The sequence below is a fragment of the Bradyrhizobium sp. Tv2a-2 genome (assembly GCF_000472425.1).
In the GTDB taxonomy this organism is placed as follows: Bacteria; Pseudomonadota; Alphaproteobacteria; order Rhizobiales; family Xanthobacteraceae; genus Bradyrhizobium.
On sequence record NZ_AXAI01000007.1, the window covers coordinates 146,337 to 171,536 of the forward strand.

Below are 25,200 nucleotides of genomic sequence, written 5' to 3' on the forward strand. Positions count from 1 at the left end.
CATGCTCAATCAAAGACCCAAAGCGCGATGACGATTGAACCTGATTTCATCGCGCTTTGGGCCGGCCCGCAGGCCGCTGTACTCCTGCTCTGGAGAACAGGCCATGACCAGTGAAGAGCGTTCCGCACTGATCCTTGCATTCGCGAGGGCTCTCTTTGTCAACGGTCAGGCGACGGATCAGGTCGTCGCCGCAATCCGGCGGCTCGGTAACAAGCTCGATGTCAATGCGGAACTGTTGCCACGCTGGGGCGAACTGCAATTGCGCGAGGAGAATGGCGGGATAACATCGACCTCATACGTCGCAGCCAATCCGGTCGGGGTTGATATGGACCGCGTTGCTTCCACGATGGCGGCAATCGCCGACATCGAGGCGGGCCGGCTTTCCCTCGAAGACGCGCGGAACCGGATCGACGTCATCGCCAAGGCGCCGCCGGCGCCGGCTTGGCTGTTTGCCCTGGCTGCGGCGGTCGGCGCGCTCGCGTTGGCGATCATCTTCGGCATTCATCACCCGTCCGCCGCGCTGGTGATTTTCATAAGCGCGGGCGCGGGTGGCCTGCTCCGCCGCGCCATCGCCGGCGTCAGCGCGAACATCTTCATTCAGCCGTTCTGCGCCGCGCTGCTCGCGGGTCTCATCGGTGGACTGGCGGCGCGTTATCAGTTGAGCACGGCTCTGCGGCTCGTTGTCGTGTGCCCGTGCATGGTGCTGGTTCCAGGGCCGCACATTCTCAACGGCGCGCTCGATCTGATCAGCGGACGGATTCATCTGGGCAGCGCCCGCCTGATCTACGCCGGACTCGTCGTCGTCGCGATATCGATCGGATTGCTGCTGGGACTCACGCTGTTGCACGAGTCGCTACCGATCGATCCCCCAGGCCAGGCGGTAACGCTGTGGCTCGACATGATTGCGGCGGGCGTCGCAGTGGCCTGCTACAGCGTGTTTTTCTCAACCCCGCCGAACATGCTGCCATGGCCGGTCGCGGTCGGCATGCTGGCTCACGCCCTGCGTTGGATTGCGATCTCCGGGCTTGGCTGCGGCGCGGCAACGGGCGCTCTCGTGGCCTGTCTTGTCGTCGGTGTGCTGCTCACGCCGGTTTCGCGCCGCCGGCACTTGCCGTTCGCAGCCATCGGCTTTGCGTCTGTGGTGTCGATGATACCCGGCGTCTACGTCTTCAGGATGATGAGCGGGCTGACGCAGATTGCCGATACGGCGCAGGCCGCCTCGGAGCTTGTCGGCGCCACAATTGCCGACGGCGTAACTGCCGTCGCTATCATTTTGGCCATGAGTTTCGGCCTGATCGTGCCCAAGATGGTCATCGACCACTTCGGCGATCAGCACCGACGAACTCAAGGGAGCTGAAGATGCTTGTATTCGCTCAAAAGTCCGATGTCGGCCGGACACCAGTCATTCCGTCGGACGAAGAAGCCACGTTGGTCCGCATCGAGGAACGGCTTCCGCCCCTGCTAAGCGTCATTGCGGGCATGGTCGATCTCACCGGTTTCTTCATGCTGGGCAATATTTTCACGGCGCACATCACGGGTAACCTCGTGTCTGCAAGCGCGGTCGTGGTGCGCGGAGGCGCGATGAACCCTGCACAACTGCTGGCCATCCCGGTCTTCATGGGCGCGCTGGCTGTGGTCTGGCTGATTGCAAGGCGCTCCAATCGAAACGGCCCCGCACTCGTGCGGCTGCTGCTCCTGGTGCAATTTCTGTTGCTTGCGGCGGTGCTGGTGCTTTGCGTTGCGACAAAACCTTCGAGCAATCCGCACGGAGTGCTCGCGGGCGTCGCCGCGCTGATCGCAGTCTCCGCCATGGCCTGCCAGTATGCGTTGCTTCGCCTGGCAATGCCGAGAGCGATCTCCACCGCCGTCATGACCGGCAATCTTACCAACACCGTTCTTTCCATCATGGACGCACTGTCAAACGGCCACCCGCTGATGAGCGCCGACGACGGCCGATTGAGAAGATCGCTGCATCTTCTGTTCGGTTTTTTGCTGGGATGCATGATTGCCGCGATGGCTATTTCCACGATGGGCGATTGGGCCTGGTCGTTGCCCGCGGTGCTTGCGGGCGCCGCGGTGGTCCGCCCGTGATGTACTTTGTGCTGCCCTTCCAATGCCTGCCGAGCCGAGTCTCCCCCGATTGAGGTCGCCCGCGGGAACCAAGGTGGCAGGCTCAAGCTAATGGTTGTCGCCGTCGCGACGCCGAGGAACGCAATCCGTCGATGCCAATTTCTGCTGTTGGGCCCAAGTTGTGGGTAACGAGCAGGAAGCTCGTGCCCGAATCGCAGTTGACCTTGGCGCACCAGTTGGAAAACCTCGTCGGCGGATTTTGAATCGAGTTGCCGGTCGGAATAGACGAGGGTAAGGTCTGTCTCAGCGCGAAGACGTTCGAGCCAGGACGACAGACCATGCAGGCAAGGGCTCCGGCGTTGAGCGGGATCAGGCAGGAGACGTTCTTCGTGCTGTTGGAGCAGACGCCTTCGGAACGCCGGCAAATCAAGCGGCCTCTCAAGCTGCTCGCCCATGAAGCGACCGCAGACTGAAAACACTGCACTGCGCTGCCTTGTCGCGGCAGTGTTCGCGATTATCCTGGTCGTCGGCTCGGCGTTTGAGCTGCGCGCCGAATCCGGCACTCCGGCTGCAGATACTCTTTCGCCCGCGGCCCTGAAGCAACTCGGCGACACCATCCGCAATGAGATCGCGACCGGCAAGATTCCCGGTGGCATCCTGTTGATCCAGCAGCACGGCAAGCCGGTCCATTTCGAGTGTTTCGGCGTGCGGGACCCCGACACGGGGTTGCCGATGACGCCGGATACGATTTTCCAGATCTATTCGATGTCGAAGGCCATTACGTCTGTTGCGGCGATGACGCTGGTCGAGGAAGGCAAGCTGTCTCTCGACGATTCCGTGTCGAAATACATTCGTTCCTTTGCGAACGCCAAAGTCGGTGTCGATACTTCCGATGAAGCAGGAAAATATCCGCTCAAGCTCGAGCCGTTGAAGCGCCCGATTACGATCAGGGATCTATTGCGGCACACCTCGGGTATCACCTACGGCTTCTTCGGTGAGACCCAGGTGCAGAAGCTCTATGCGAATCCCCTATTGTATGCAGGGGATTTCGATAACGCCGACTTCGCCGACCGGATTGCAGTGCTGCCGCTTGCCGATCAGCCCGCGACGCGCTGGAATTACAGCCATTCGACCGACGTGCTCGGCCGCGTCATCGAAGTGGTCTCGGGGCAGAAGCTGTACCAATTCGAAAAGCAGAGATTGTTCGATCCGCTCGGCATGTCCGACACTGCTTATTATGTCGCGGATAAAGCTAAGTGGCCGCTGATCGCCAAGGGATTTCTTGTCGATCGCTTTCGGGTCGCCGGAATCAGCGATGATCCTACATTGCCGCGACGCTGGGAGTCCGGTGGAGCGGGCTTGGTCTCGACGACCGGGGACTACGCCCGCTTCCTGCAAATGCTGCTGAATGGCGGCGAACTGGACGGCAGGCGGTACCTCAAGCGCGAGACCGTCGCACTGATGACGTCGGATCAGATTGGGCCGGAGACCGGGATCATTCATGATCCCTTCTATTTTCCCGGCCCCACCAGTGGCTTCGGTCTTGGCTTTGCCGTGCGCACCTCGCCACCTCCGAATACGAACTGGCCGCTCGGCGAATACCGTTGGGACGGCGCCGGCGGCAGTTTCTATTTCGTTGACCCCCTGGACGACATGTTGGGAGTCTTCATGGTGATGTCGCCCACACAGGGTGGGCGGATCCAACTGAACTTGAAAACGATGATTTACGAGGCGATGGGGCGGGGCCTTCGCAAGGATTGATGGGGGAATGCCTTGCACTGAGAGCAAGCGCCACTGAGAGTCTGCCTGTCAGTCCCGGCCCCGGTGCGCAGTTTGCGCAGGGCCGGGACGACGCAAAGATCACTCGCCTTCTTTCTTCGGCTCTTTCGACATGCGGTCGAGCCGGTCCTGCATCTCCTTCATCTGGCGACGCAGTTCGTCCATGTTGCTGTCCTCTTCGGCCGGCGGCGGCTCCGTCGCCTTGTCGGCATCGGTGCGCGCGGGCGCGAACGGCTTGAACATCGAGAAGGTCTGCTGGAACAGCTCCATGTTGCGACGGACCTGCTCTTCCAGCGGCGCGAACGGTGTGCCGCTCAGGGTGCTCGCGAGCTGCTTGCGGAATTTCTCCTGCTCGCGCGTCAGCGTATCGATCGACTGCTCCAGATATTTCGGCACCACCATCTGCATGCTGTCGCCATAGAAGCGGATCAATTGGCGCAGGAAAGTGGTGGGCAGCAAATTCTGCCCGGCCTTGTTCTCCTGCTCGAAGATGATCTGTGCGAGCACCGAGCGGGTGATGTCGTCGCCGGTCTTGGCGTCATAGACGAGGAAATCCTCGCCGTTCTTCACCATCGCTGCGAGATCCTCCAGCGTGACATAGGTGCTCGTGCCGGTATTATAGAGCCGGCGGTTTGCATATTTCTTGATCGTTGTGGGTTGGTCTGTCTTGGCCATTGCCATGGGCTCACACTTCACACCGGAGAGGGAGGGAACCCGACGGCGTCGCCGCAGGGCCTACGAGCTACGCAACGCAACAAACTAAACATTTTCAACAGCTTTGCGCTACCGTTTTGTGCAGCACGGTTAATCCAGGGGCATTTTTTATTGCGCAGCATGGCTGCGGCACCTGCCTTCGGCGGCGCAACAAAGCCAGTAGCCGCCGCCCTTTTCGCAGCTTGGTGGCTAGCTCGACGCCGGCTGCCTGACCGTGCCAAGCCAATTTGAATGCAGTGCAGCCTGAATTGGAGCAGTCGCACATTGACATGCCTCAACGACGTTAACAGGATGGGGGTGAGAGATGGCGCGCCACCCTCAAGCGTTCGCCGCATTTCAAAAAAGACCCTCAAGCGTCAGGAGATGTCCATGTCAGACGATGTCGTCATCGTCAGCGCCGCCCGCACCCCGGTCGGAAGCTTCAACGGTGCCTTTGCCACCCTTCCCGCCCACGATCTCGGCGCCATCGCCATCAAGGCCGCGCTGGAGCGCGCAGGCGTCGAGCCGGGCCGTATTTCGGAAGTGATCATGGGCCAGATCCTGACTGCGGCGCAGGGCCAGAATCCGGCCCGCCAGGCGTCGATCTCCGCTGGTATCCCTGTCGAGAGCCCGGCCTGGGGCGTCAACCAGCTCTGCGGCTCCGGCCTGCGCTCGGTCGCGCTCGGCTACCAGGCGCTGATGAACGGCGATTCCGACATCGTCGTCGCCGGCGGCCAGGAATCCATGAGCATGGCCCCGCACGCGCAGTACCTGCGCGGTGGCGTCAAGATGGGCGGGCTCGAGTTCGTCGACACCATGATCAAGGACGGGCTGTGGGACGCCTTCAACGGCTACCACATGGGCAACACCGCCGAGAACGTGGCGCGGCAGTACCAGATCACCCGCGCCCAGCAGGATGAGTTCGCCGTCGCCTCGCAGCAGAAGGCGGAAGCCGCGCAGAAGGCCGGCAAGTTCAAGGAAGAAATCGTGCCGGTGACGATCAAGACCCGCAAGGGCGACGTCGTGGTCGACACCGACGAATATCCGCGCCATGGAGCAACGCTGGACGCGATGGCGAAGCTTAAGCCGGCCTTCGAAAAGGACGGCACGGTGACCGCGGGTTCCGCCTCCGGCATCAATGACGGCGCCGCTGCCGTGGTACTGATGACCGCCAAGCAGGCGGCGAAGGAGGGCAAGAAGCCGATCGCCCGCATCGTCTCCTGGGCCCAGGCCGGCGTCGACCCCAAGATCATGGGCACCGGTCCCATTCCCGCCTCCCGCGCCGCCCTGAAGAAGGCCGGCTGGACCATCGCCGACCTGGATCTGATCGAGGCCAATGAGGCCTTCGCGGCGCAGGCCTGCGCGGTCAACAAGGATCTCGGCTGGGATACGTCGAAGGTGAACGTGAACGGCGGCGCGATTGCGATCGGCCATCCGATCGGCGCGTCCGGCGCGCGCGTGCTGGTGACGCTCTTGCATGAAATGCAGAAGCGCGACGCCAAGAAGGCCCTGGCCACGCTGTGCATTGGCGGCGGCATGGGTATCGCCATGTGCGTGGCACGGGACTGAGAACCCGCCCGGCGCGCGACTGAGGCTCCGCGCGGCACACGACCAAATCACCAAACCGTGTGCGTGTGCATCGCACGCGGTTAAAAAAAGTTCAGTTGCTGCCGATAAAATTTCCTTCGCACCCGCACAGAGCTGAACTAAAGACAAACGCCCGGCCATCGCCGGGCGTTTTGGTCTTGATGTTGGTCAAAGGGCCCGCATAATTTGATCCTAATCAAGAAGAAGCGCTGTCGGCAACGCGCATGAATGGAAACGAAGAGAGGGATTCGACATGGCACGTGTTGCGTTGGTCACTGGAGGCACCCGAGGCATCGGGGCTGCGATCTCGAAAGCGTTGAAGGCTGCGGGCTGCACGGTCGCCGCCAGCTACGCCGGCAATGATGCGGCTGCGGAGAAGTTCAAGACGGAGACCGGCATTGCCGTCTACAAATGGGACGTCGCCTCGTTCGACGCTTGTGCCGCTGGTGTGAAGAAGGTCGAAGCGGAGATCGGTCCCGTCGACGTGCTCGTCAACAACGCCGGCATCACCAAGGACGGCGCCTTCCACAAGATGACGGTCGAGCAGTGGAATGCGGTGATCAACACCAATCTCGGCTCGCTCTTCAATATGACGCGTCAGGTGATCGAAGGCATGCGCGCCCGAAAGTTCGGCCGCGTCATCAACATCTCCTCGATCAACGGCCAGAAAGGCCAGTTCGGCCAGTGCAACTATTCCGCGGCGAAGGCCGGCGAGGTCGGCTTCACCAAGGCGCTCGCGCTGGAGAACGCCAAGGCCGGCATCACCGTGAACGCGATCTGCCCGGGCTATATCAACACCGAGATGGTGCAGGCGGTGCCGAAGGACGTGCTGGACAAATCCATCCTGCCGCTGATCCCGGTCGGCCGGCTCGGCGAGCCCGAAGAAATCGCTCGCGCGGTCGTCTTCCTCGCAGCCGACGACGCCGGCGCCATCACCGGCTCGACACTGACCATCAACGGCGGTCAATACATGGTGTGACACGAAGACGCGACGCTGACGGCGTTGCGTTGTCTCACTGAATGCTGCAAGTGATACGTCATGCCCGGGCCTGTCCCGGGCATGAACGTCTGAGTCCTGTCATTCCGGGCCGAGGCGCAGCATCGAACTCTGATGTGCTGTCGCACATCTGAGAATCTCGAGATTCCGGCTCTGGTCCTTCGGACCATCCCGGAATGACGGGACTAATCGTGAGTGTCCGGGCAAGCCCGGCCATGACGGAGAATGTTTCCCATGTCCCCCCGCACCGCGACACTCATCGGCCTGACCGCGATCATGATGTGGTCGCTGCTGTCGGTGATGACGGTTGCGACCGGCAAGATCCCGGCCTTCCAGCTCGCGGCGATGACGTTTGCGATCGGCGGTGTCGTCGGCTTGTTGACCTGGATCGGCCGGCCGCAAGCGATTGGCGCATTGAAACAGCCGCCAATCGCCTGGATCGTGGGCGTCGGCGGACTGTTCGGCTATCACGCGCTGTATTTTCTGGCGCTGCGGTTCGCGCCGCCTGCCGAAGCCGGGCTGTTGAATTATCTCTGGCCGCTGCTCATCGTGCTGTTCTCGTCGCTGTTGCCGGGCGAGCACCTCGCGCGCCATCACATCATCGGCGCGCTGCTCGGCCTTGCCGGCACGGTGCTCTTGTTCGCCGGCAACACCGGCAGCTTTGCGCCAGGCCAGGTGCCTGGGCTGATTGCAGCCTTTGTCGCGGCTTTTGTCTGGGCATCCTATTCGGTGATGTCGCGTCGGCTGAAGGCGGTGCCGACCGACGCGGTCGCCGGCTTTTGCCTGGCTACCGCATTGCTCGCAGCGCTCGTTCACGGGCTCGTCGAGGTCACGGTCTGGCCGGAGACGCCGCTGCAATGGTGCGCCGTGGTCGGCCTCGGCATCGCGCCGGTGGGGGCCGCGTTCTACGCCTGGGACATTGGCATGAAGCGCGGCGATATCCGTGTGCTGGGGGCGGCGTCCTATGCGACGCCGCTGCTGTCGACGATGTTTCTGATTCTCGCCGGATACGCCAAGGCTAGCGCCAACATCGCCGTGGCCGCAATCCTGATCGCCGGTGGCGGGTTGATTGCGGCGAAGGATATGGTGTTGAAGCGCAAATAACCGTCATTCCGGGTTCGCGCAGACGCGCGCCGCGGAATGACGCGCGCCCTCAAACGCACGTTGACTGTGGGGGCTCCCAGCCTGTCGCGGCGAGCTCCAAGCTCGCAAACTCGAAGCCCGGCGCCACGGTGCAGCCGACCAGGGTCCAGTCACCGGTGCTCTCCGCGGTCTGCCAGGCCGAGGCCGGCACGATGGCCTGCGGGCGCTCGCCGCTTGCGACATCGGGGCCGAGCCTGACCATATGCGGCGCGCAGCCCTCATGGGCGATGCGCAGCGTCAGCGGGCTGCCGGCGTAATAATGCCAGACCTCGATCGCATCGATCCTGTGCCATTGCGATTTCTCGCCGCGTGCCAGCAGAAAGTAGATTGCGGTCGAAGAGGCGCGCCCCAGCGCATCGCTGTGCGCGTCGCGAAACGTCTCGCGGTAGTGGCCGCCTTCCGGGTGCGGTCGCAATTCGAGGCGTGCAATGATGTCGGCTGCGGTCAGCTGTTGCATCAGGACTTGTTCTTGCGTTCGCGCAATTCGCCGAACACCTTGGCGGCATCAGCGCCCTTCATATGCAGCCGCGCCGCAACGTCGGGATCGTCGGCGCGCAGGAACACGTTGGCCGCCTTCTCCTGTCCCAGCAGCACGGGAATGGTCGGCCTGTTGTCGGCGCGCAGCCGCGTTACTTCTTCTGCGCGCGCCTTCAGCGCGGCATTATCGGGATCGATGGTGAGCGCGAACCTGACATTGGAGGCGGTGTATTCATGGCCACAATAGAGGCGAAAATCATCGGGCAGCGCGCGCAGCTTCAGAAGCGAGTCCCACATCATGGGGTGGGTGCCTTCGAACACCCGCCCGCATCCGATCGAGAACAGCGTGTCGGCGGCGAACAGCGCCTTGTCGTTATCGAACACGTAGGAGATGTGGTCGAGCGTGTGGCCCGGCGTCTCCAGCACCCGCGCGAGCAGATCGCCGACCTTCACAACATCGGCATTGGCGACGCGCAGGTCGACATTGGCGATCTTGCTGGTCTTGTCGTGCGGCGCGATGACACGGCAGCCATAGCGCTGCTTCAACTCGGAGACGCCGCCCACATGATCGCCATGGTGATGGGTGATCAGGATGTCGGTGAGCTTCCACCCCTCTCGCTCCAATTCCCTGATGATGGGAGCGGCTTCGGGCGCGTCGATCGAGGCGGTCGCGCCGCTTGCGCTATCGTGGACCAGATAACCGAAATTGTCTGTCAAGCAGGTGAAGACGCGGATGTCGGCGGCCATGGATTTTCCTCTGCGAACGGCTCCTTGCCAGACATATGGCGTTAACGGTGATGCGGCAATGCCATTTTTCTCGAGGCGCGGTAGTCGGCAATGTCTGAAATTACATGTTAAATTGATGTCATGAGCATCGACGTCATCGACCTCCGCGACTTCTATTCGCAGCGACTGGGCATCGTGGCGCGGCGATTGATCAACCGCGGCATCCAGGCGCGCTGGCCGACCGCGGAAGGCCAGCGCGTGCTGGGGATCGGCTATCCGACGCCCTATCTGGGACTTTTTCGTGAAGATTGCGAACGCTGCATCGCCTTCATGCCGGCGGCGCAGGGCGTGCTGAAATGGCCGACCGCGCGTCCGACGCTGGCGGCGCTGGTCGATGAATTCTCACTGCCGCTGCCGGATGCCGCAGTCGATCGTATCCTCCTTGTCCATGCGCTGGAAATGGCCGACGATCCAGCAAGCCTGCTCCGCGAGGTTTGGCGGGTGCTGGCGCCGTCGGGGCGGGTGATTGCTGTCGTTCCAAACCGGCGCGGGGTATGGACGCGGACCGATAACACGCCATTCGGTCACGGCCGGCCCTATTCGCGCTCACAGATCACACAGTTGTTGCGGCAGACCTGGTTTACGCCGACGGCGTGGGGCGAGGCGCTGTTCATGCCGCCGCTTGCAGGCGGCTGGTTCCTGCGCTCGGCTTTGGTGTGGGAGCGTGCAGGCGCGTCGCTCTCGCTGCCTTTCGCGGGCGTTCACATCGTGGAAGCGACCAAGCAGGTCTATCGCGTCATCCCTGCGCCGCGCGAACGCACGCGACTGATTCCGGCGCTGAAGCCGGTACTGGTGCCGTCATCGACGGCGACAAGGCGATGAATTGCAGCAACTAAAGCATGATCCGGAAAAGTGTGTAGCGGTTTTCCGAAAAGATCATGCTCAATCAAAGACCTAAAGCGCGATGACGATTCGACCAAATCTCATTGCGCTTTAGGGCTGCTGTTGTCCCGGCTTCCATGCGCAATTGGGCACGAGGCTGGGACAACAAGCGCAGAGGCCTGAAGCTTACTCGCCCGGATTCGCGTCCTCGCTGGGCGCAGCCTGCTGCGGCTGGGCGACGCCCTCGGAGCGCGGGCCGTGAGGGCGGCGACGCCGCCGCGGATAACGTTCGCCGGCGCCTTCGAAGCTACCGCCATTGCCGTTGATCTGCGGCTGCGGGCCGGTGATGAACGAGGGTAGCCGGTCGACACCGCCGTCATCGGCGATCACGGGCTGCGGTTGCGGTTGCTGATATTGCGGCTGCTGACGATGTTCGCGCTCGCCGCGTTGTTCACGCTCGCCGCGTTGTTCACGCTCGCCGCGATGCTCGCGCGGCTGCTGCTGGTCGCGCTGATAGGGCTGCTGGCTGTCGCGTTGTTCGCGCGGGCCGTTGTCGCGCTGATAGGGCTGCGACTGCTGCACCGGAACGAAGCCCGGCTCCTGCCCGAAGCTCGAGAAGCTCTCGCCCTCGTCCTCGTCCTCGCTCATGAGGTCGTCCTGGCGAGGCTGCTGCTGTTGCTGCGGCTGGTTCTGGCGGAATTGCTCCTGGGCAGCTGCGATCAGGCGGAAATAATGCTCGGCGTGCTGGTAGTAGTTCTCGGCAGCGACGGGATCGCCCGAAGAGCGCGCGTCGCGTGCAAGCTGCAAATATTTCTCGGCAATGTGAGAGGCGGTGCCGCGGATCTTGATATCGGGTCCGTTGGATTCATAAACCCGGGTCATCGGGTTCTGGCCGCGCCTGTTATTGTTATTATTGTTGTTGTTATTGTTGCGGTTGCGCATCCGCTTGTTGTTCTGACCGTTTCTCATGTCCTGCCTTTTATTCCAGCCCAGAGTTAGAAGCGTTTCAATTGCCGTCTTCACGGTACGTTCGGGTGCAACAACTCGTCTCGATGCGGCACGCACGATTCGGATGCACCGAATCGGGACTGCCGTTCCCATCCGTGCCGATGTCGTCCACCATCGCGTGCAACAAAGACGCGTTCCCCACCCGCCGGCCTCAAGCGGCCAGCGAACCACCTAATGTAAAGCCTGCCAAAACAAGCCGAGTTCTCTTGCGTAAGTTGTCAAGCGCAAATCTGGCTTTCGTTCGCTTTGCGGCCGTAAGCTGCGCAGCTCTCAACGGCTATCGCGCTCAATTCGACCCGCGTTCTGGAACCTATTGTCAGCGCGGCTCTCGCCCGAACCCTAGCTTTTGCCCGTGTATCTAAGGGGCCTGCGCCGATCTCTATCCGGAACGTAGTCGCTCCGGACCAATATTCCAAGAGGTTTTTGCGCCTCATTTCGGCTTTATCTTGGCATTTTTCGGCCGCCAACCGCCCGCGGAATACCTGCCAGATCGGCTTTCGGGGGACAGGGGACCGCGAGCCTTGCCGCCGTCATCAATTCTTCAATCTGGCGGCTCTGGTCATAGCCCGCCTCCACAACCAGCGCCCCGCCGTCTCGCAATAATTGCACGGCTTGCGGGATCAGAGTGCGGTAGGCATCAAGGCCGTCCGCGCCGCCATCGAGCGCGGCGAGCGGATCGTGCGCCCGCACCTCCTCGGCGAGATCGGCAATATCGGCAGAGCGGATATAGGGCGGGTTGGACACCACGAGATCGAACGGGCCCTTCAGCGCGGCTGCGTAGCTGCAGGCGACGAAGCCCGCGCGCGATGCGAAGCCCAGCGCGGCGGCATTCTGTCCTGCGGTCGCAAGCGCGCCTTCGCTGATATCGGTGCCGACACCAAAGGCCTCGGGTCGTTCCGACAAAAGCGCCAGGAGAATTGCGCCGGTGCCGGTGCCGATATCGAGAATGCGTGTCGTGCCTCCGGAGGCCGGTCCGTCGCGCAGCATCTGAAGCGCAAGCTCGACCACCGTCTCGGTATCCGGCCTCGGCACCAGCGTCTCGGCCGAGAGCGTGAATCGTAAGCCCCAAAACTCCTTCTCGCCGAGGATGCGCGACACCGGCTCGCCGCGTAGACGCCGCGTCGCGAACGTTTCGACCGTCCCCGCTTCGCTTGCCGTAAGTTGCCGCGTGCCCGATGCGATCAGCCCCGTGAGATCGACCTTGAGCGCCGCGCTCAACAGCAGCCGTGCGTCAAGCTCGGGCGAGCCGAGGTTCGCAGCATCGAAGCGGGCAGCAAGCGCACGGCGGGCGGCATCGACGGTCTGGCCCGGTTCGCGCGCAGGGCTCACGCTGCTGCGCCCTGCGCAGCGAGCTGGGCGGCCTGATGCTCTGTGGTCAGTGCGTCGATCAATTCGCCCAAGGCTTCGCCCGATATCACCTGCGGCAGCTTATAGAGCGTCAAATTGATGCGGTGGTCGGTGACGCGCCCCTGCGGGAAGTTATAGGTGCGGATGCGCTCGCTGCGGTCGCCGGAGCCGACCTTCTCCTTGCGGTCCGCCGAGCGCGCGGCTTCCACGCGCTGGCGCTCGGCGTCGTAGATGCGTGAGCGCAGGATGTTCATGGCGGACGCCCGGTTCTTGTGCTGGGAGCGGCTGTCCTGCATCGAGACCACGATGCCGGTCGGAATGTGGGTGATGCGGATCGCCGATTCGGTCTTGTTGACGTGCTGGCCGCCGGCGCCCTGCGCGCGCATAGTCTCGATCCGCAAATCATCGTTCTTGATCTCGACGTCGACGTCTTCGACCTCCGGCAGCACCGCAACCGTTGCCGCGGAGGTGTGAATGCGCCCCTGCGTCTCGGTGTCGGGCACGCGCTGCACCCGGTGCACGCCGGATTCGAATTTCAGTTTCGCAAAGGCGCCGCGGCCCTTCACCTCGGCGATGATTTCCTTGTAGCCGCCCATGGTGCCGTCGCTCGCCGAGATCACCTCTACCTTCCAGCCCTGCAGGGCGGCGAAACGCTCATACATGCGGAACAGGTCGCCCGCGAACAGCGCCGCCTCGTCGCCGCCGGTGCCGGCTCGGATTTCCAGCATCACGTTGCGGTCGTCCATGGCGTCCTTCGGCAACAGCGCGACGCGGATGTTCTGCTCGAGCTCGCCGCGGCGCTCGTTGAGCGTGGCAAGCTCGGCTTCTGCCATGCCGCGCATGTCGGCATCCGTCGACGGATCGGCGACCAGCGCCTCGGTGTCGGTGAGCTCCTTCACCGTGGCGCGATAGGCTTTCACGGCATCGATCAGCGGGTTGAGCTCGGCAAGCTCGCGGGTGATCTGCACGTATTTTTCAGAATTGACCTGGCCAAGCAGTTCGTTCTCCAGCGCCGCGTGGTGCGCCAGCAGAACGTCAAGTTTGGCCTCGGGCAGGGTCGACATCGGTTTCGTCTCGGATAGCGGAATGGGAAGCGGCGGGCGGTTCGGCAACGGCCCCGCTATAAGGCCAGCCCCTCGGCCTCGGCAAATTCGATCAGCTTCTGCCGGATCGAGACGGTGCCGGCGGGCGCATCCAGCAGCGGCGCCATCATCGCCTCGGCCTTCCTGACGTCGAGCTCGAGGATCATGGCCTTCACCGGGCCGTGGCCCGTCGCCGACAGCGACAGCGAACGGTAGCCGAGCGCGATCAAGGCCAATGCGCCGATCGGCTTGGAGGCCATCTCGCCGCAGAGGGAGGCGGATTTCTTCGCCGCGTGCGCCTTCCGGGCGATGTCGCGCAACGCGCGCAGGATCGGCGCCGACAGCGTGTCGAAGCGCTCGGACACCTTGGCATTGCCGCGGTCGACCGCGAACAGGAACTGGAACAGGTCGTTGGATCCGACCGAGACGAAGTCGACCTTCGTCAGGAGCTCATCGAGCTGGTAGAGCAGGGCCGGCACCTCGATCATGGTGCCGACATCGATCCGCTCGGGCAGCGCGTGGCCGTGCTGGCGCAGATAGGTCAGCTCGCGCTCAACGATGGCCTTGGCGGAGTCGAACTCGGCGACCTCCGAGATCATCGGGAACATGATGCGCAGCGCGCGCCCGCCGCCGGCGCGGAGCAGCGCGCGGATCTGGCCGCGCAGCAGCCCAGGCCGGTCGAGGCCGAGCCGGATCGCGCGCCAGCCGAGCGCGGGATTTTCCTCGACCACCGTCTCCATATAGGGCAGCGCCTTGTCGCCGCCGATGTCGAGCGTGCGGAAGGTGACGGGTTTTGGTCCCGCAGTATCCAGCACGGTTCGATAGAGCGCGAGCTGGTCGCTCGAGCGCGGCAGGCTAGGCGAGACCATGAACTGCAGCTCGGTGCGGAACAGCCCGATGCCGGCGCTGCCGGTGTCCTCGATATGCGGCAGGTCGATCACGAGGCCCGCATTGATCATCAGCTCGACCGGCTGGCCGTCCTTGGTGACGCAAGGCCTTTCGCGAAGCGCGAGATATTGCGCCTGGCGGCGGGCGCGGAAGCGCACGCGCTCGGCATAGGCTGCCTCGATCTCCTGGGATGGGCGAACATAGATCGAGCCCGACGTGCCGTCGACGATGATCGCGTCGCCGGGGTCGGCGATACCGGGCGCGTTCGGCACCTCGCCGACGGCGGGAATGCCAAGCGCGCGCGCCACGATCGAGACGTGGGAATTGGCGGTGCCTTCTTCCAGCACCAGGCCGCGCAGCCGCTTGCGGTCGTAGTCGAGCAGCGCGGCCGGGCCCATCGCGCGTGCGATCAGGATGGCGTTGTCGGGCAATTGTTCGCGTGAAGGCGCGTGATCCTGGCCGACCAGTTGGCGCAGCAGGCGGTAACCCAAATCCTCGAGATCGTGCAGGCGGTCGCGCAGATAGGGGTCGGTTGAGCGCAGCATGCGGGCGCGGGTGTCGGACTGCACGCGCTCGACCGCGCCCTCGGCGGTGAGACCGGTGGCGACCGCCTCGTGCAGCTTGTGCGACCAGCCCTGGTCGTTGGCGAACATGCGGTAGGCTTCCAGCACGTCGCGGTGCTCTCCGCTATCGGCAACGTCGCCGCGCTCGAGCAGGCGGTCGAGGTCGGCGCGCAGCTTCGCCAGCGCCGCATCGAGCCGCTTCATCTCCTTCGGCAGATCCTCGGCGATGTAATTGTTGATGACGACGCGCGGCTCGTGCAGCACCACATGTCCGAGCGCGATGCCGTCGGACAGGATGCTGCCGGTCTTGTGCTGCGAATGCCGCGCGGCGGGCTCGGCGCCAGGCTGGGCCAGTGCGGACAACTCGCCCGAGGCAATCATCTCGGCGAGCACCATGGCGGTGGTCTGCAGCGCCTCGACCTCTTCCTCGACATAGGTGCGCTTGGCGCGGTTCTGCACCACCAGCACGCCGAGCGTGTTGCCGGCGCGCAGGATCGGTACGCCGAGGAAGGAGTGGTAGATCTCCTCGCCGGTCTCCGGGCGGAACGAGAAGGCCGGATGGCTCTGCGCGTCGCTCAGATTGAGCGGCGTGGCTTCGCTGGCGACGAGGCCGACCAGGCCCTCATGCGCGCTCAGCACGGTGTGGTGCACGGCGGCGCGGTTCAGGCCTTCGGTGGCGTAGAGCTCGAGTGTGTTGTCGACACGCAGCACATAGACTGAGCAGACCTCGGCCACCATGTTGGCGGCGATCAGCACCACGATCTTGTCCAATCGTTCCTGAGCGCTGACCTGCTCCGCCATGGTTTCGCGAAGCCGTCTCAGCAGGACGCGGGGGCCTCCCGACGCGCTTCGCATATGCTCTTATCCCCATCCTCTCGGCCAGCCCGGCCTGTGGCCGGACGCTGGCGTTCATCCGGTGCCGTCCAGCCACTATCCACGGCCGAATCAGGAGAGCCGAAACTGTGGTGCAGTTTGCCGTAGCCCATCCTGAGGCCGTATACCGAATCGGCGCTTGTTTTGCCAAGCAAAAGGCCTGCCAGCTTAGTCATGCCGAATGCTGCAGGCGCGAAGCGTTCGATCCACCGATGCGTGCGGGTTGGCGCGCGGATTAAATAAAATTTATGGTTCAACTTATGATCGGCAAGTCTGCTGATCGGCAAGTCTGCTGATCGGCAAGTCTGCCAGCCGATCACGCAAATTCTTGTTCAGGGAAAATAATTCTAGCCCTGATCGAGTCCGTAGAGAGTGTGCAGCGTGCGCACGGCAAGCTCGGTATATGCGGCGTCGATCAGCACCGAAAATTTGATCTCGGAGGTGGTGATGGCGCGGATGTTGATGTTGCGAGCCGCGAGCGCCGCGAACGCCTTGGCGGCGACGCCGGCGTGGCTGCGCATGCCGCTACCGATCACCGAGACCTTGGTAACGTCGGTGGCGCTGTCGAGCCGGGCATAGCCGATCTTGTCCTTGGCGGAGGTGATGGTATCGCGGGCGCGGACATAGTCTGACGCCGGCACCGTGAAGGTCAGATCGGTGGTCTTGCCGTCCTCGGAGACGTTCTGCACGATCATGTCGACATTGATGTTACCATCGGCGAGTGGCCCGAAGATCGCGGCCGCGACCCCCGGCTTGTCCTCGATCTGGCGCACGGAAATCTGGGCCTCGTCCTTGGAGAAGGCGATCCCGGTGACGACGTGCATTTCCATGATTTCCTCCTCGCTGCAGATCAGCGTGCCCGGCGGCGTGCCGTGCGGGTCGATATCCTCCGGCTTGTCGAAGCTGGAGCGGACGAAGATTGGCATGTTGTGCACCATGCCGAGTTCCACCGAGCGGACCTGCAGCACCTTGGCGCCCAGCGAAGCCAGTTCCAGCATGTCCTCAAAGGCGATCTTGTCGAGCCGGCGCGCCTTCGGAACCACCCGGGGATCTGTGGTGTAGACGCCGTCGACGTCGGTATAGATGTCACAGCGGTCGGCATGGATGGCCGCTGCAATCGCCACCGCCGAGGTATCGGAACCGCCGCGGCCGAGCGTGGTGATACGTCTGGTGTCCGGATTGATGCCCTGGAAGCCGGCGATGACGGCGACCTCCTTGCGCTCCTTGAAACGCTTGGTCAGCTCGCTTCCGTTGATGTCGAGGATGCGGGCCGAGGCATGGGCGTCGCTGGTCACGATCGGGATCTGCCAGCCCTGCCAGGAGCGCGCCTGGATACCCATGCTCTGCAGTGCGATGGCGAGGAGCCCCGAGGTCACCTGCTCGCCGGAGGCGACCACCGCGTCATATTCCCGCGCGTCATGCAGGGCCGAGGCCTCGGTGCACCAGGCCACGAGCTCGTTGGTTTTGCCGGACATCGCCGAGACCACGACGGCGACCTCATGGCCGGCGTCGACCTCGCGCTTCACATGCCGCGCGACGTTGCGGATACGGTCGATATTGGCGACGGACGTGCCGCCGAACTTCATCACGAGGCGGCCCATGACGACGCGCACATTCTCCAAAAGAGGATAAGTTACCGGCCCGGCACGAAAGGCGAGGGCGCCCGGGCCGAAACGCGCTATACATAGGCCCGCGCCCGGGGGCAAGCGGCTTCCTCGCCCGCCGTTGGCTCAGCCGGAACATAGGCTGGAAGAGCGTCTGGAACGGGGTTGGGAGGCGGGAGTTGGCGTTTGGGTAAGTGTGAGGCGAGTGGATGGGGCGTTATATCGACGAGATCCTGCAGCCCGGCGAAAAGGTACTGTATTCGACCAATGCGCACTGGATCTTCTACCTGCCGGCCTTGGCGGCCTGGATTGTTGCACTGGTGCTTCTGATTCTGTCCGTGACCGTCGCTGCCGGCGTTCCCTCGCTGGTTCTCGGCTGTTGGGCGGCGGCGACTGTCGCTGCTATCGCGGCGTTGTTCTGGACGGTGAGGGGCTGGTTCCACCGACTCACCACCGAGACTGATGTCACCGACCGCCGGGTGGTGCACAAGACCGGTTTTATCAACCGACACACCTTTGAAATCGCGCTCGACAAAATCGCAAGCGTGGACGTCGATCAGAGCATTCCGGGGCGCATTCTCAATTATGGAAATGTGACGGTCGTAGGCGTTGGCGAGGGCAGTACCAAGATAATCGATACGATCGCATCGCCGCTGGCGTTTCGCAGCGCCATCACCGCCCGATAGAGGTTTTTCAAGAGCTCATCATGGCCATCCAGCAGGACACTCACACTCACACGCAAGGCGCACCGGGTTCGACGGTCGACCCCGCCGAGATCGCCAAGTTTTCAAAACTGTCGCAGGAATGGTGGGACCCCAAGGGAAAGATGGCGCCCCTGCACAAGATCAATCCGCTGCGGCTCGGCTACATCCGCGATGCCGCCTGCCGCAAGTTCAACCGCAATGTCAGAAGCCTGAGCTGCCTCTCCGGTCTGCGCGTCCTCGATATCGGCTGCGGCGCGGGCCTGCTATGCGAGCCATTGTCGCGGCTTGGTGCACAGGTGATCGGTGTCGATCCTTCGTCCTCCAACATTGCGGCCGCGAAGCTGCATGCCGACCGCGGGCATCTGTCGATCGACTATCGCTGCACCACCGTGGAGCAGATGGACATGCGCGAGCGCTTCGACATCGTGCTGGCGATGGAGGTGGTCGAGCATGTTACCGATGTCGGGGTGTTCCTCGAGCGCTGCGCGGCCATGCTCAAGCCCGGCGGCATGATGGTGGTCTCGACCTTGAACCGCAACTGGAAGAGCTTTGCGCTCGCCATCGTCGGCGCCGAATACGTTTTACGCTGGCTGCCGCGCGGCACCCATCAATGGGACAAGTTCGTCACCCCCGACGAGCTCGCCAAACATCTGCTCGACAACCGTCTCGTGGTTACCGAGGAGACCGGCGTCGTCTACAGTCCCTTCGCCGACAAATGGAGCCTCTCCTCCGATCTCGACGTGAACTACATGGTGGTCGCGGAGGAAATGGTCTAAGAGCAGCCTGGGTTCTGATTGAATCAGAATCGAGGCTGTCGATTGCTGTTTTGACGCGTTTTCTTCACGCGAACCGGTGTCAATTTCGCTCGAAAACGCTCCAGCCGTCGCCCAATATTCAGCGCTTCACCACGATCAGGATCGCGCCGGCGGAGATCAGCGCGATGCCGAGCCAGCCATTGAGCGAGGGCCGCTCGCCGAGAAAAACCACGCCGAACAGCGCGACCAGCACCACGCTCAGCTTGTCGATCGGTGCCACCAAGGTCGCCGGGCCAAGCTTGAGCGCGCGGAAATAGCACAGCCAGGACGCGCCGGTGCCGAGCCCCGAGAGCAGCAGGAACAGCCAGGTCCTGGCCGAGATCGGTCCGGGATGGGTGAGTCTGCCGGTCGCATAGAGAATTAGCGACAGCGCGGCCAGCACAATGACGGTGCGGATCAAGGTCGCGAGGTCGGAATTGATGTCCTCGACGCCGATCTTGGCGAAGATCGCGGTCAGCGCGGCAAACACCGCCGACAACAACGCCCAGACTTGCCAGGAGGAGAAGGAGAGCGGGCTCATGGCGAGGGTCCTTCGATGATTCCGAGCCGTCATTGCGAGCGATGTGAAGCAATCCAGGGCCGCGCGTGAGACTCTGGACTGCTTCGTCGCTGCGCTCCTCGCGATGACGGAGGAATAGGAAAAAGCGTCAGTTCCGGTCTTCCGGCAGCACCGGGAGCGGGGAGACTTCGACGCCCTCGTCGATCAGCGCGCGCGCTTCTTCCGGCGAGGCTTCGCCGTAGATCGGGCGGTGCTCGATCTCGCCATAATGCATCTTGCGCGCCTCGTTGGGGAAGCGCTCGCCGACATCGTCGGCGTTCTTGACGATGTGATCGCGCAGTTCCTTTAGCTTGGCGCGCAATTCGCGCTCCTGCGCCATGACAAGCGATTGCGAGCCCGGCGCGGCTTCCGCGGCGGGCGCAGGTACGGCGGCCGGGACAGCCGCCGCGCTCTCGCGGCCCTTCTTGCTCACCACCCGTGGCGCCATGATCGCCTTCTCGACCTTGGTGGAGTCGCAGACGGGACAGGCAACAAGCTTGCGCTTCACCTGGGAATCGAACGCCGACGAGCTCTGGAACCAGCTTTCGAAGGCGTGGTCCCGCTCGCAACGCAGGGCGTAACGGATCATGCCGATCCCCGCACCAGATGCAGATGGTCGGGCCCCGATTTGGGGTCGGCCACGCTGAAACGGCGGCCATGCTGCAGCGAAGGCACTGAATTGCGTGCAGCCTCGACCTTGGCCGGGTCGATCCTGGCAAGGATCACGCCAGGCTCGACGCCGCCTTCGGCAAGCACCTCGCCCCAGGGATCGATGATCAGCGAGTGACCATAGGTCTCGCGCTTGTTCTCGTGCAGTCCGGCTTGCGCGGCCGCAAATACGAAGCAGCCGGTCTCGATGGCGCGGGCGCGAAGCAGCACATGCCAGTGCGCTTCGCCGGTCTTGCGGGTGAAGGCGGACGGTACGGTCACGAAAGAAGCCCCGCTTTCGGCCAGCGCCCGGTAGAGCGCCGGGAAACGCACGTCGTAACAAATGGTGAGCCCAACGCGGCCCCAGGGCAGGTCGGAAATGATGGCGGTCTCGCCCGGCTGGTAGTTGGCGGATTCGCGATAGCTCTCGCCGCCCGGCAGATCGATGTCGAACATGTGAATCTTGTCGTAGCTCGCCAGCACATTGCCGTCGGGCCCGATCAGGAAGGAGCGGTTGACCGCCTTCTCCGGCGAGAAGCGCAGCGCCAGCGATCCGATATGCAGATGGATATTCAACTCGGCCGCGAGCGCCCGATAGGCCTGCAGCGAGGGATCGTCCTGCTCGCTCGACAGATGCTCGAACAGCGCCTTGCGGTTCAGCTGCATCATGTTGCTCACCTCGGGCGTGAGCACATAGTCGGCGCCTTGCGCCGCCGCTTCGCGGATCAGCTTGGTGCCCTGTTCCAGGCTCGGTCCCGGGAGCAGGCCCGTGCGCATCTGCACCATCGCGGCGGTGAACATGTTGTCAGCGCTCATGAGGAGGCCTTTTCTCCGGCGAGCAGGGCATCGAGCTTGCCGGCACGGTCCAGCGCATAGAGCTCGTCGCAGCCACCGACGTGAAGCTCGCCGATGAAAATCTGCGGGAACGTCGAGCCTGCACCGGCGCGATCATACATCGCCTGCCGAACATTGGGGTGCCTGCCGGCATCATGTTCGGTAAAGACAGCCTTTTTGCGTGCCAGCAGCGACTTGGCGGCCGAACAATAGCCGCAGCCCGGGCGGGTGTAGATTTCAATAGCAGCGGTCATGTCGCGATCTGAAATTTGAAGGATTCGTCAATTATATGGGAGCTTTGGGGCTGTCGACAACCCGGGCGAACACCAGCACATCGACTTGTGCCGCTTTGGCGCGCAATAGCGCCCTTGCGCAGGCGTCCAGCGTCGCGCCCGAGGTCAGCACGTCGTCGATCACGACCACGCGACGGCCCGCCACCTCGCCCCGGCGTTCCCGAGATACCTCAAATGCGCCCTGCACATTGCTCGCCCGTTGGGCGCGCGAGAGCCCGACCTGCTGCTCGGTGGCGCGGACCCGTGCCAGCAGGTCGCCGCGCAGTTTCACGCCGCTGGCCTCTCCGATCGCATGCGCCAGTGCGCCAGACTGGTTATAGCGGCGGCGCCAGGCGCGCCGCCAATGCAACGGCACGGGAATCAACATATCGGCGCCGCCGAGAAGCTCATGCCCCGCCCGCGCCATCCAGCGGCCCATGGTGGGCGCAAGATCGGTGCGGTCCTGGTACTTCAGCGCATGCACCAGGGTTCGCGCCACCTCGTCGTAGCGGACGGCGGCTCGAGCGCGGGTATAGGCCGGCGGATCGGCGATCGCCTCCATCGACAGCATGTCGGGGCCGGGATCGTAGACAAAGGGAATGCCGAGCCGCGGACAGTAGGGCGGGGCAATGAATGAGAGCTTCGCCCAGCAAGCCGCGCAGACGCCTGCGCCGTCCACCGGCTCGCGGCAGGCCACGCACAGCGTCGGCAGCGCGATGTCGAGCACGAGCTTTGCCATCTGCCGGACGCCGTTCCGGCAAAAGCCGAGAGCGCCGCGCAAATGGCCGAGAGGCGAGCGGGAAGGAGCGATTTCACCATCCATGTGTGCAAGGCTAGCGCCGCTGCCGTGATCGCTCAAGGAGCGGATTGCCAGAGGCGGCCGGACAGGCTTAAGCAGCGCGCATGGCCCAGAACCCTCCTTCCGCGCCCCTCCTGTTCGACCGCGCGCTGCTTTTGCGTCGGCAGCGTCGCGCGGCGACGCTGGGGCCTGTGAATTTTCTGCTCGACCGGGTCGTCGAGGACATGAACGACCGGCTGGCCGCGGTGATGCGCGATTTCCAGGCCGCGGCGGATATCTGGACGCCGGGCGAAGGCCTGCAGGCTGGCTTGCGGCAACGCCTGCCGTTGCTCAACCCGATCGCGCCGCCGGACTCCGGGGCGGAGGTGCTGCCGCTTGCGAACGCCTCGCTCGATCTGGCGCTGTCGGCGCTTGCCTTCCAGTTCGTCAATGACCTGCCTGGCGTGCTCGCGCAGATTGGCCATGCGCTGAAGCCGGACGGGCTGTTGCTCGCGGCCATGATCGGTGGCGATACGCTGACTGAGCTGAGGCAAAGCTTCGCTGCGGCCGAGGCCGAATGCGAAGGCGGCGTCTCGCCGCGCGTGGCGCCGTTTGCAGATTTGCGCGATGTCGGCTCGCTGTTGCAGCGGGCGGGGCTGGCGTTGCCGGTGACCGACGTCGACCGCGTGGTGGTACGCTATGACAACGCTTTCGCGCTGATGCAGGATTTGCGGCGCATGGGCGCGACCAACATGTTGTTCGAGCGGCGGCGCATCCCGACCCGCCGGGCCACGCTGTTGAAGATGGCGCAGGTCTACGCCGAGCGCTTTGCCGACGCGGACGGTCGCATCCGCGCCACCTTCGACGTCATCTGGCTCTCCGCCTGGGCTCCACATGAGAGCCAGCCCAAGCCGCTGCGGCCCGGCTCGGCGAAGGCGAGCCTGGAGGAGGCGGTGAAGAAGGGGAAGACGTAAGTTCCTTGCACCGTCATTCCGGGGCGATGCGCAGCATCGAACCCGGAATCTCGAGATTGCGGGTTCGGTCCTTCGGACCACCCCGGAATGACGGTGCCTCTCACATCAACAGATCCACCAGATGCGGGATCAGCGGCAGGTCCGCGGGCGGCATCGGATAGTCGCGCAACTTGTTGGCGCGCACCCAGGCGAGGTTTTGCCCCTCGCGCGCGACCACGGGCCCCTGCCAGCGTCGGCAGATATAGAGCGGCATCAGCAGATGAAAGGTCTCGTAGGCATGGCTCGCGAAGGTCAGGGGGGCGAGACACGGCTCGCTCACGGTGATGCCGATCTCCTCATGCAGCTCGCGGATCAGGGTCTGTTCGGGACGCTCGCCCGGCTCGATCTTGCCGCCGGGGAATTCCCAAAGGCCCGCAAGCGCCTTGCCTTCCGGGCGCTGCGCCAGCAGCACGCGCTTGTCGGCGTCGACAAGCGCACAGGCGACCACGAGTGTGAGTTTGACTTCGGCGGCCATGGCTGCGTCCCTGCCTGAAACAGTCTCAATCGATGTCCGCGGGACGGCGCATGACACGCTCCGTCCCGGCGTCCACGATTGCGATAAGCCATAGTTGAGGCCCGCTGCCTAGCCGGATCAGATCTGGAATGTCGAAGCTGGCGGTTCATGGCCCCGCGGGCTCGCGCGCGGAGCTAGCAGGTCTTCTGCTGCAAGTGCTGGATACAGTCGCAGGTCGTCGAGGCCGTCAGCTTGACGTCATAATACGGAAAGCTCGCGTTGGCGGGGCTATTCGTCGAACAGCGCGGAAACATGTAGTAGTTGTCCGTGAGCGTTACCGTGCCGCTGATCGTGTAACCCAGGTTGGGCTTGTAGGCGTAGGAAACTTCACCCAGAATAAAGGAGGAATTGTAGTTTTGTGCTCCGGTGAGCGAAGACGGTAACGTAAAGTTGCCGGTCGCCCTTCCCGCGCCATAGGTCGATCCATTGTACGACTGACTCCATTGCACCGTCGCATTGCCATTGCCGTCCGTGGAGACCTCGGACACCGTGACCGTGTACAGCGAGTTGCCGCTGCTGTCGGTCGTCGGGTAAGGCGCGAGGATCGCCGTCGCTGCGCCGAGAATGTTTTGCATCTGGGCCGTGCTGACCTGCGTGTTCTGCGAAACCATATCGGCGACAGAGTGTGCGACCGCGGTGACCTTGACGTTGATGGCCATGCCGTTGCCGAGCTCGATGCCGCCGATGTAGAGCAGCAGCATGAACGGCACCACGATGGCAAACTCAGTCGCTGCCACGGCCTTGTCGTTGATCCATAATTCCCGCACGCGAAATGGCAGATTGGTCATAGGCTGATTCCTCTAGGACGAGGGTTCGTTCTGGAACGCGGCGGTAGCCATGATCATTCGACTGCCGTTGGTTTGATTTGACAGATTGAAGCCGAGAGGCCCCAAGAAGACCGGCCACAGATACATCACGCGGACGACGACAATATCGCTCGCGTTACCGGGGTTGAATTGCCAGACATTGGTGACATTCCCGCTGGCATCGTAGGTCAAGTTGGGCGCAGTTGTATTTGTTGCCGACCATGACGTGGCGACCTGGACGTCGACCATCAAGCCACTGCAGTTGAAAAGGATGACGACTTGGTTGCAGACGTCCTGATGAAACTGGCTCTGGGTTTTCTGCGCTGACTGCGTCTGGCCGGTCAGAATGAGGCGGCTGGATTGCTGCACCACCGATTCCAGGTGCTCTTGCGCAAAGAAGACCAGAAACGTCTGGATGATTGCGATGGTAAGGGCGAGAAATGGCGCGGCCACGATGGCAAACTCAACCGCCGTGGCGCCCTCATCGTCCCTGACGAAGGCGGCGAAGCGACTGCGGTGCTGCTTTTTTGATGCGATGGCGACTTCGATCATGGCGCTT

27 protein-coding genes are annotated in these 25,200 nt (G+C 63.4%); 11 read left to right on the top strand and 16 right to left on the bottom strand.

Going from position 1 to position 25,200, the window contains the following annotated elements; genetic code table 11:
- Positions 1-103 precede the first annotated feature (103 nt).
- From A3AI_RS0115820 to A3AI_RS0115835, 4 genes are all read left to right on the top strand, one after another.
- On the top strand, positions 104-1,357 hold the full coding sequence (locus A3AI_RS0115820) for a threonine/serine exporter family protein (protein ID WP_024516526.1): 1,254 nt from the start codon (positions 104-106) through the stop codon (positions 1,355-1,357).
- A gap of 2 nt (positions 1,358-1,359) precedes the next feature.
- Entirely contained in the window at positions 1,360-2,091 is a 732-nt protein-coding gene (locus tag A3AI_RS0115825) for a DUF1275 family protein (RefSeq protein ID WP_024516527.1), read from the top strand.
- Between the two features lie 317 nt (positions 2,092-2,408).
- Complete coding sequence (locus tag A3AI_RS49935) at positions 2,409-2,543, top strand: hypothetical protein (RefSeq protein ID WP_283807235.1); 135 nt, start codon at positions 2,409-2,411, stop codon at positions 2,541-2,543.
- Positions 2,524-3,831 (top strand): serine hydrolase domain-containing protein, encoded by a 1,308-nt coding sequence (locus tag A3AI_RS0115835; RefSeq protein WP_024516529.1) that lies wholly within the window; start codon positions 2,524-2,526, stop codon positions 3,829-3,831. The genes A3AI_RS49935 and A3AI_RS0115835 overlap by 20 nt, the downstream gene beginning before the upstream one ends.
- Before the next feature lie 99 nt (positions 3,832-3,930).
- On the opposite strand, the gene phaR is transcribed toward A3AI_RS0115835, so the two are convergent.
- Positions 3,931-4,524: a polyhydroxyalkanoate synthesis repressor PhaR gene (phaR, locus tag A3AI_RS0115840; RefSeq protein ID WP_024516530.1), complete on the bottom strand. Its 594-nt coding sequence runs from the start codon at positions 4,522-4,524 to the stop codon at positions 3,931-3,933.
- 408 nt (positions 4,525-4,932) lie between these two features.
- Here phaR and A3AI_RS0115845 point away from each other — a divergent pair, with 408 nt between their 5' ends.
- The 3 genes from A3AI_RS0115845 (at position 4,933) to yddG (ending at position 8,230) form a co-directional block, all read left to right on the top strand.
- On the top strand, positions 4,933-6,111 hold the full coding sequence (locus A3AI_RS0115845) for an acetyl-CoA C-acetyltransferase (RefSeq protein WP_024516531.1): 1,179 nt from the start codon (positions 4,933-4,935) through the stop codon (positions 6,109-6,111).
- Between the two features lie 271 nt (positions 6,112-6,382).
- A complete protein-coding gene (phbB, locus tag A3AI_RS0115850; protein WP_024516532.1) occupies positions 6,383-7,108 on the top strand; it encodes an acetoacetyl-CoA reductase in 726 nt (241 codons plus the stop codon).
- A 252-nt stretch (positions 7,109-7,360) separates the two neighbouring features.
- Positions 7,361-8,230, top strand: a complete 870-nt coding sequence (gene yddG / locus A3AI_RS0115855) for an aromatic amino acid exporter YddG (protein ID WP_024516533.1) — start codon at positions 7,361-7,363, stop codon at positions 8,228-8,230.
- A gap of 49 nt (positions 8,231-8,279) precedes the next feature.
- Here yddG and A3AI_RS0115860 read toward each other — a convergent pair whose 3' ends face one another.
- Together A3AI_RS0115860 and gloB are read right to left on the bottom strand one after the other, a co-directional pair.
- Positions 8,280-8,726, bottom strand: coding sequence for a cupin domain-containing protein (locus A3AI_RS0115860; RefSeq protein ID WP_024516534.1), 447 nt, complete (start codon positions 8,724-8,726; stop codon positions 8,280-8,282).
- Complete coding sequence (gene gloB / locus A3AI_RS0115865; RefSeq protein ID WP_024516535.1) at positions 8,726-9,493, bottom strand: hydroxyacylglutathione hydrolase; 768 nt, start codon at positions 9,491-9,493, stop codon at positions 8,726-8,728. Before gloB ends, A3AI_RS0115860 begins: the two co-directional genes overlap by 1 nt.
- Before the next feature lie 120 nt (positions 9,494-9,613).
- Between gloB and A3AI_RS42795 the strand changes: the two genes are divergently transcribed.
- On the top strand, positions 9,614-10,354 hold the full coding sequence (locus tag A3AI_RS42795; RefSeq protein WP_036048499.1) for a methyltransferase domain-containing protein: 741 nt from the start codon (positions 9,614-9,616) through the stop codon (positions 10,352-10,354).
- A 186-nt stretch (positions 10,355-10,540) separates the two neighbouring features.
- Here the strand turns inward: A3AI_RS42795 and A3AI_RS0115875 are convergent, their stop codons facing one another.
- From A3AI_RS0115875 to A3AI_RS0115895, 5 genes are all read right to left on the bottom strand, one after another.
- Positions 10,541-11,323 carry a DUF4167 domain-containing protein gene (locus tag A3AI_RS0115875; RefSeq protein WP_024516536.1) on the bottom strand — a complete coding sequence of 261 codons (783 nt, stop codon included), beginning with the start codon at positions 11,321-11,323 and terminating at the stop codon, positions 10,541-10,543.
- A 480-nt stretch (positions 11,324-11,803) separates the two neighbouring features.
- Entirely contained in the window at positions 11,804-12,691 is an 888-nt protein-coding gene (gene prmC / locus A3AI_RS0115880; protein WP_024516537.1) for a peptide chain release factor N(5)-glutamine methyltransferase, read from the bottom strand.
- A complete protein-coding gene (gene prfA / locus A3AI_RS0115885) occupies positions 12,688-13,773 on the bottom strand; it encodes a peptide chain release factor 1 (protein WP_024516538.1) in 1,086 nt (361 codons plus the stop codon). The genes prmC and prfA overlap by 4 nt, the downstream gene beginning before the upstream one ends.
- A gap of 56 nt (positions 13,774-13,829) precedes the next feature.
- Entirely contained in the window at positions 13,830-16,097 is a 2,268-nt protein-coding gene (ptsP, locus tag A3AI_RS0115890) for a phosphoenolpyruvate--protein phosphotransferase (RefSeq protein WP_024516539.1), read from the bottom strand.
- A gap of 365 nt (positions 16,098-16,462) precedes the next feature.
- A complete protein-coding gene (locus tag A3AI_RS0115895) occupies positions 16,463-17,716 on the bottom strand; it encodes an aspartate kinase (RefSeq protein ID WP_024516540.1) in 1,254 nt (417 codons plus the stop codon).
- Positions 17,717-17,928: 212 nt separating this feature from the next.
- Here A3AI_RS0115895 and A3AI_RS0115900 point away from each other — a divergent pair, with 212 nt between their 5' ends.
- Both A3AI_RS0115900 and ubiG read left to right on the top strand, forming a co-directional pair.
- Positions 17,929-18,405, top strand: coding sequence for a PH domain-containing protein (locus tag A3AI_RS0115900; protein ID WP_024516541.1), 477 nt, complete (start codon positions 17,929-17,931; stop codon positions 18,403-18,405).
- A gap of 20 nt (positions 18,406-18,425) precedes the next feature.
- The gene (gene ubiG, locus A3AI_RS0115905) at positions 18,426-19,199 is read left to right on the top strand and encodes a bifunctional 2-polyprenyl-6-hydroxyphenol methylase/3-demethylubiquinol 3-O-methyltransferase UbiG (RefSeq protein ID WP_024516542.1); all 774 of its coding nucleotides are present in this window, start codon (positions 18,426-18,428) and stop codon (positions 19,197-19,199) included.
- A gap of 118 nt (positions 19,200-19,317) precedes the next feature.
- Here ubiG and A3AI_RS0115910 read toward each other — a convergent pair whose 3' ends face one another.
- The 5 genes from A3AI_RS0115910 to A3AI_RS0115930 all read right to left on the bottom strand — a co-directional run bounded on the left by A3AI_RS0115910 (position 19,318) and on the right by A3AI_RS0115930 (position 22,353).
- Entirely contained in the window at positions 19,318-19,758 is a 441-nt protein-coding gene (locus A3AI_RS0115910) for an EamA family transporter (RefSeq protein WP_024516543.1), read from the bottom strand.
- 127 nt (positions 19,759-19,885) lie between these two features.
- The gene (locus A3AI_RS0115915) at positions 19,886-20,365 is read right to left on the bottom strand and encodes a DUF1178 family protein (protein WP_024516544.1); all 480 of its coding nucleotides are present in this window, start codon (positions 20,363-20,365) and stop codon (positions 19,886-19,888) included.
- Positions 20,362-21,240 (bottom strand): carbon-nitrogen hydrolase family protein, encoded by an 879-nt coding sequence (locus A3AI_RS0115920; RefSeq protein ID WP_024516545.1) that lies wholly within the window; start codon positions 21,238-21,240, stop codon positions 20,362-20,364. The genes A3AI_RS0115915 and A3AI_RS0115920 overlap by 4 nt, the downstream gene beginning before the upstream one ends.
- Positions 21,237-21,512, bottom strand: a complete 276-nt coding sequence (gene grxC, locus A3AI_RS0115925) for a glutaredoxin 3 (protein ID WP_024516546.1) — start codon at positions 21,510-21,512, stop codon at positions 21,237-21,239. Before grxC ends, A3AI_RS0115920 begins: the two co-directional genes overlap by 4 nt.
- A 31-nt stretch (positions 21,513-21,543) precedes the next feature.
- Entirely contained in the window at positions 21,544-22,353 is an 810-nt protein-coding gene (locus A3AI_RS0115930) for a ComF family protein (RefSeq protein WP_024516547.1), read from the bottom strand.
- 80 nt (positions 22,354-22,433) lie between these two features.
- Here A3AI_RS0115930 and A3AI_RS0115935 point away from each other — a divergent pair, with 80 nt between their 5' ends.
- Complete coding sequence (locus A3AI_RS0115935) at positions 22,434-23,282, top strand: methyltransferase domain-containing protein (protein ID WP_024516548.1); 849 nt, start codon at positions 22,434-22,436, stop codon at positions 23,280-23,282.
- Between the two features lie 100 nt (positions 23,283-23,382).
- Here the strand turns inward: A3AI_RS0115935 and A3AI_RS0115940 are convergent, their stop codons facing one another.
- From A3AI_RS0115940 to A3AI_RS0115950, 3 genes are all read right to left on the bottom strand, one after another.
- Positions 23,383-23,796, bottom strand: coding sequence for a (deoxy)nucleoside triphosphate pyrophosphohydrolase (locus A3AI_RS0115940; RefSeq protein WP_024516549.1), 414 nt, complete (start codon positions 23,794-23,796; stop codon positions 23,383-23,385).
- Positions 23,797-23,969: 173 nt separating this feature from the next.
- Positions 23,970-24,623: a TadE/TadG family type IV pilus assembly protein gene (locus A3AI_RS0115945; RefSeq protein WP_024516550.1), complete on the bottom strand. Its 654-nt coding sequence runs from the start codon at positions 24,621-24,623 to the stop codon at positions 23,970-23,972.
- A gap of 12 nt (positions 24,624-24,635) precedes the next feature.
- The gene (locus A3AI_RS0115950) at positions 24,636-25,193 is read right to left on the bottom strand and encodes a TadE/TadG family type IV pilus assembly protein (RefSeq protein WP_024516551.1); all 558 of its coding nucleotides are present in this window, start codon (positions 25,191-25,193) and stop codon (positions 24,636-24,638) included.
- Positions 25,194-25,200: the final 7 nt, after the last annotated feature.

Bases quoted from the DNA above. Each gene is read 5' to 3' on its own strand.
- A3AI_RS0115820 (WP_024516526.1), top strand. From the start codon at position 104: ATGACCAGTGAAGAGCGTTCCGCACTGATCCTTGCATTCGCGAGGGCT.
- A3AI_RS0115825 (WP_024516527.1), top strand. From the start codon at position 1,360: ATGCTTGTATTCGCTCAAAAGTCCGATGTCGGCCGGACACCAGTCATT.
- A3AI_RS49935 (WP_283807235.1), top strand. From the start codon at position 2,409: ATGCAGGCAAGGGCTCCGGCGTTGAGCGGGATCAGGCAGGAGACGTTC.
- A3AI_RS0115835 (WP_024516529.1), top strand. From the start codon at position 2,524: ATGAAGCGACCGCAGACTGAAAACACTGCACTGCGCTGCCTTGTCGCG.
- phaR (WP_024516530.1), bottom strand. From the start codon at position 4,524: ATGGCCAAGACAGACCAACCCACAACGATCAAGAAATATGCAAACCGC.
- A3AI_RS0115845 (WP_024516531.1), top strand. From the start codon at position 4,933: ATGTCAGACGATGTCGTCATCGTCAGCGCCGCCCGCACCCCGGTCGGA.
- phbB (WP_024516532.1), top strand. From the start codon at position 6,383: ATGGCACGTGTTGCGTTGGTCACTGGAGGCACCCGAGGCATCGGGGCT.
- yddG (WP_024516533.1), top strand. From the start codon at position 7,361: ATGTCCCCCCGCACCGCGACACTCATCGGCCTGACCGCGATCATGATG.
- A3AI_RS0115860 (WP_024516534.1), bottom strand. From the start codon at position 8,726: ATGCAACAGCTGACCGCAGCCGACATCATTGCACGCCTCGAATTGCGA.
- gloB (WP_024516535.1), bottom strand. From the start codon at position 9,493: ATGGCCGCCGACATCCGCGTCTTCACCTGCTTGACAGACAATTTCGGT.
- A3AI_RS42795 (WP_036048499.1), top strand. From the start codon at position 9,614: ATGAGCATCGACGTCATCGACCTCCGCGACTTCTATTCGCAGCGACTG.
- A3AI_RS0115875 (WP_024516536.1), bottom strand. From the start codon at position 11,323: ATGAGAAACGGTCAGAACAACAAGCGGATGCGCAACCGCAACAATAAC.
- prfA (WP_024516538.1), bottom strand. From the start codon at position 13,773: ATGTCGACCCTGCCCGAGGCCAAACTTGACGTTCTGCTGGCGCACCAC.
- ptsP (WP_024516539.1), bottom strand. From the start codon at position 16,097: ATGCGAAGCGCGTCGGGAGGCCCCCGCGTCCTGCTGAGACGGCTTCGC.
- A3AI_RS0115895 (WP_024516540.1), bottom strand. From the start codon at position 17,716: ATGGGCCGCCTCGTGATGAAGTTCGGCGGCACGTCCGTCGCCAATATC.
- A3AI_RS0115900 (WP_024516541.1), top strand. From the start codon at position 17,929: ATGGGGCGTTATATCGACGAGATCCTGCAGCCCGGCGAAAAGGTACTG.
- ubiG (WP_024516542.1), top strand. From the start codon at position 18,426: ATGGCCATCCAGCAGGACACTCACACTCACACGCAAGGCGCACCGGGT.
- A3AI_RS0115910 (WP_024516543.1), bottom strand. From the start codon at position 19,758: ATGAGCCCGCTCTCCTTCTCCTCCTGGCAAGTCTGGGCGTTGTTGTCG.
- A3AI_RS0115915 (WP_024516544.1), bottom strand. From the start codon at position 20,365: ATGATCCGTTACGCCCTGCGTTGCGAGCGGGACCACGCCTTCGAAAGC.
- A3AI_RS0115920 (WP_024516545.1), bottom strand. From the start codon at position 21,240: ATGAGCGCTGACAACATGTTCACCGCCGCGATGGTGCAGATGCGCACG.
- grxC (WP_024516546.1), bottom strand. From the start codon at position 21,512: ATGACCGCTGCTATTGAAATCTACACCCGCCCGGGCTGCGGCTATTGT.
- A3AI_RS0115930 (WP_024516547.1), bottom strand. From the start codon at position 22,353: ATGGATGGTGAAATCGCTCCTTCCCGCTCGCCTCTCGGCCATTTGCGC.
- A3AI_RS0115935 (WP_024516548.1), top strand. From the start codon at position 22,434: ATGGCCCAGAACCCTCCTTCCGCGCCCCTCCTGTTCGACCGCGCGCTG.
- A3AI_RS0115940 (WP_024516549.1), bottom strand. From the start codon at position 23,796: ATGGCCGCCGAAGTCAAACTCACACTCGTGGTCGCCTGTGCGCTTGTC.
- A3AI_RS0115945 (WP_024516550.1), bottom strand. From the start codon at position 24,623: ATGACCAATCTGCCATTTCGCGTGCGGGAATTATGGATCAACGACAAG.
- A3AI_RS0115950 (WP_024516551.1), bottom strand. From the start codon at position 25,193: ATGATCGAAGTCGCCATCGCATCAAAAAAGCAGCACCGCAGTCGCTTC.